Source organism: Sphingomonas sp. 3P27F8 (assembly GCF_005502745.1).
Classification (GTDB): Bacteria; Pseudomonadota; Alphaproteobacteria; order Sphingomonadales; family Sphingomonadaceae; genus Sphingomonas.
This window is the reverse complement of the sequence record NZ_SCNL01000038.1, coordinates 1-2,378: the sequence shown is the minus strand read 5'-3', so window position 1 is coordinate 2,378 and position 2,378 is coordinate 1. Positions and strand designations below refer to the sequence as shown.

3 protein-coding genes are annotated in these 2,378 nt (G+C 69.3%); all 3 read right to left on the bottom strand.

The genetic code is table 11. From position 1 onward, the window contains the following. Positions 1 to 25 precede the first annotated feature (25 nt). Positions 26 to 1,459 carry an IS66 family transposase gene (locus tag FFS35_RS19800; RefSeq protein WP_137788476.1) on the bottom strand — a complete coding sequence of 478 codons (1,434 nt, stop codon included), beginning with the start codon at positions 1,457 to 1,459 and terminating at the stop codon, positions 26 to 28. A 111-nt stretch (positions 1,460 to 1,570) separates the two neighbouring features. Then, a complete protein-coding gene (gene tnpB / locus FFS35_RS19795; RefSeq protein WP_137788475.1) occupies positions 1,571 to 1,918 on the bottom strand; it encodes an IS66 family insertion sequence element accessory protein TnpB in 348 nt (115 codons plus the stop codon). Beyond that, positions 1,915 to 2,292: a transposase gene (locus tag FFS35_RS19790; RefSeq protein ID WP_171007704.1), complete on the bottom strand. Its 378-nt coding sequence runs from the start codon at positions 2,290 to 2,292 to the stop codon at positions 1,915 to 1,917. Before FFS35_RS19790 ends, tnpB begins: the two co-directional genes overlap by 4 nt. Between the last annotated feature and the right edge of the window lie 86 nt (positions 2,293 to 2,378).

The following is a 2,378-nucleotide window of genomic DNA, read 5'->3' as shown; positions in this document are numbered from 1 at the left end:
GTAAGCGTCCGGTGAAGGCGTCGCGTCAGGCGGGACGGTAGTTCCACGGCAGCAGTTCATTGATCTGGCGGGCTGGATGGTCGGCGATGCGGCTGATGGTGTCGGTCAGCCATGCCTCGGGGTCGACGTCGTTGAGCCTGGCGGTTTCCACAAGGCTGTAGATGCCGGCGGCGCGGTGGCCGCCCTGGTCGGAGCCGGCGAACAGCCAGTTCTTGCGACCGACGGCAATACCGCGCAACGAGCGCTCGGCGGCATTGTTGTCGATCTCAAGGCGGCCATCGTCCGCATAGCGGGTAAGCGCCGTCCAGCGGGCGAGCGCATAGCGGATGGCGACCGCGAGGTCGGAGCGTCGGGACAGCTTCGGTCCGGTCGCGTCGAGCCACTGACGGAACGCATCGAGCAGCGGTCCAGCTCTGGTCTGGCGTACGTGTCGTCGCTCGTCCGGGGGCCGACCGCGCACGTCCTGTTCGACCGCATAGAGGCTGGCGATATGGTCCAGCGCCTCGCGGGCCGTGGCGGAGCCGGTTGCGGCATGGACGTCGAAGAACTTGCGCCTGACATGCGCCCAACAGGCTACCTCTGCGATGCGCTCGCCATAGAGCCTGTCGAACCCGGCATAGCCATCGGCGTGCAGATCGCCCTGGAATGTTCGCAAGTGCGCGACGGGGCGTTCGCCCTTGCGGTCGGGCGCGTAGCGAAACAGCACGGCAGGCGGGGCCTCGCCGCCAGCCCCGCGCTCGTCGCGCACATAGGTCCACAGCCGGCCCGTCCTGGTGCGACCGGCGCCGGGGGCCAGAACCGGCACGGGCGTGTCGTCGGCGTGGAGGGTTACGCCACCCATGACGTGGCGCTCGAGCGCGTCGACCAGCGGGTCGAGGAGCGCGGCCGAGCGCCCGACCCAGTCGGCGAGGGTGGAGCGGGCAAGGTCGACGCCCTGGCGCGCGTAGATGCCCGACTGGCGATAGAGCGGCAGATGGTCGGCGTATTTGGACACCAGCACATGTGCGAGCAGCCCGGCACCGGGCCGACCCCGCTCGATGGGCATGGACGGCAGCGGCGCCTGCACGATGCGCTCGCATGACCGACAGCTCAGCCGCGGCCGGACGTGGCGCACGACCCGGAATGAGGCGGGCACATAGTCGAGCTGCTCCGTGACGTCCTCACCCATACGCCGCATGGCACCACCGCAGTCGGGGCATACGCACGGTGCGTCATGCACGACCTCGGTGCGGGGCAAATGGTCGGGCAGCGGCTGTCGATACGGCTTGGCGGTCTCCCGTCTCCGGGTGGCCACCGGCATCGCCGCCGTGGCGGCTTCCGCCTCGCGTTCCTCCAACCCTAGTTCCAGCTGGTCAGCCTGATGCGTCAATTTCTCCGACGAACGGCCGAAGGCCATGCGCCGCAGCCGCGCGACCTGCATCCGCAACTGCTCCAGCTCGGCGCCGACAGCAATGAGCATGGCCTTCAGGAGGGCGATATCGTCGGGCAGCGAGGCGGCATCGGGCGACACGCCTGCTTATACCAGAACAGTCGTGCCGATACACGCGAAAGCCGCAGGAAACCGTGCTTTTTACCAGGCCAGGGTCGGCTGCGAGGACCGGATCGGATGCCGCCAGTCCACCCCTTCGAGCAGCATCGACAACTGCGCCGGGGTCAGCACTGCGACGCCGTCCGCGGTCGTCGGCCAGGTGAACCGACCACGCTCCAGACGCTTGGCATGGAGGACGAGGCCCTGACCATCCCACCACAGCAGCTTGACCAGATCGCCGCGCCTGCCCCGGAAGGCGTACACCGCACCCCCGAACGGATCCTGGCGCAGCCGCTGCTGCACCAGCGCCGCCAGTCCGTCGAAACCCTTGCGCATGTCCGTGACCCCGGCCGCCAGATACACCCGGACGCCGCTCGGCGGCCCGATCAAGCGAACCCGGCCAGCACGGCCTTCAGCACCCGCGCGTCGATGGGAGGTGCCAGGCGGATGCGCTGCCCGGCCGGGCCGACCACCTCCACCACACCCGGTCCGAGCGGCTCCGGCTGCGGCGCCATGGGCACGTTCGCCACCTCGACCGGCACGAACGCCGCGCCCGGCAAGGGCAAAGCTTCGCTTGCGACCCCGTCGCGCAGCAGCGTGCGTCGCCAGCGGTACACCAGCGACGTGCACACCCGGTGACGCCGTGCCACGTCCAGCACGCTCGCCCCCGGCATCATCGCCTCCGACACGATCCGCGCCTTGTCATCGTCGCTGAACCGTCGCCGCGGCTCTGCCCCAACCATCTCGATAATTCGCGTCGCCATAATGCCGCACCGGTGCCTGCCACAGTGCCGCACCTGTGGCTTGCGCATCACCTCGTCAGCAAGGCGGGGAACACCGGACGCTTACG

Bases quoted from the DNA above. Each gene is read 5' to 3' on its own strand.
- FFS35_RS19790 (WP_171007704.1), bottom strand. From the start codon at position 2,292: ATGGCGACGCGAATTATCGAGATGGTTGGGGCAGAGCCGCGGCGACGG.
- FFS35_RS19800 (WP_137788476.1), bottom strand. From the start codon at position 1,459: ATGCTCATTGCTGTCGGCGCCGAGCTGGAGCAGTTGCGGATGCAGGTC.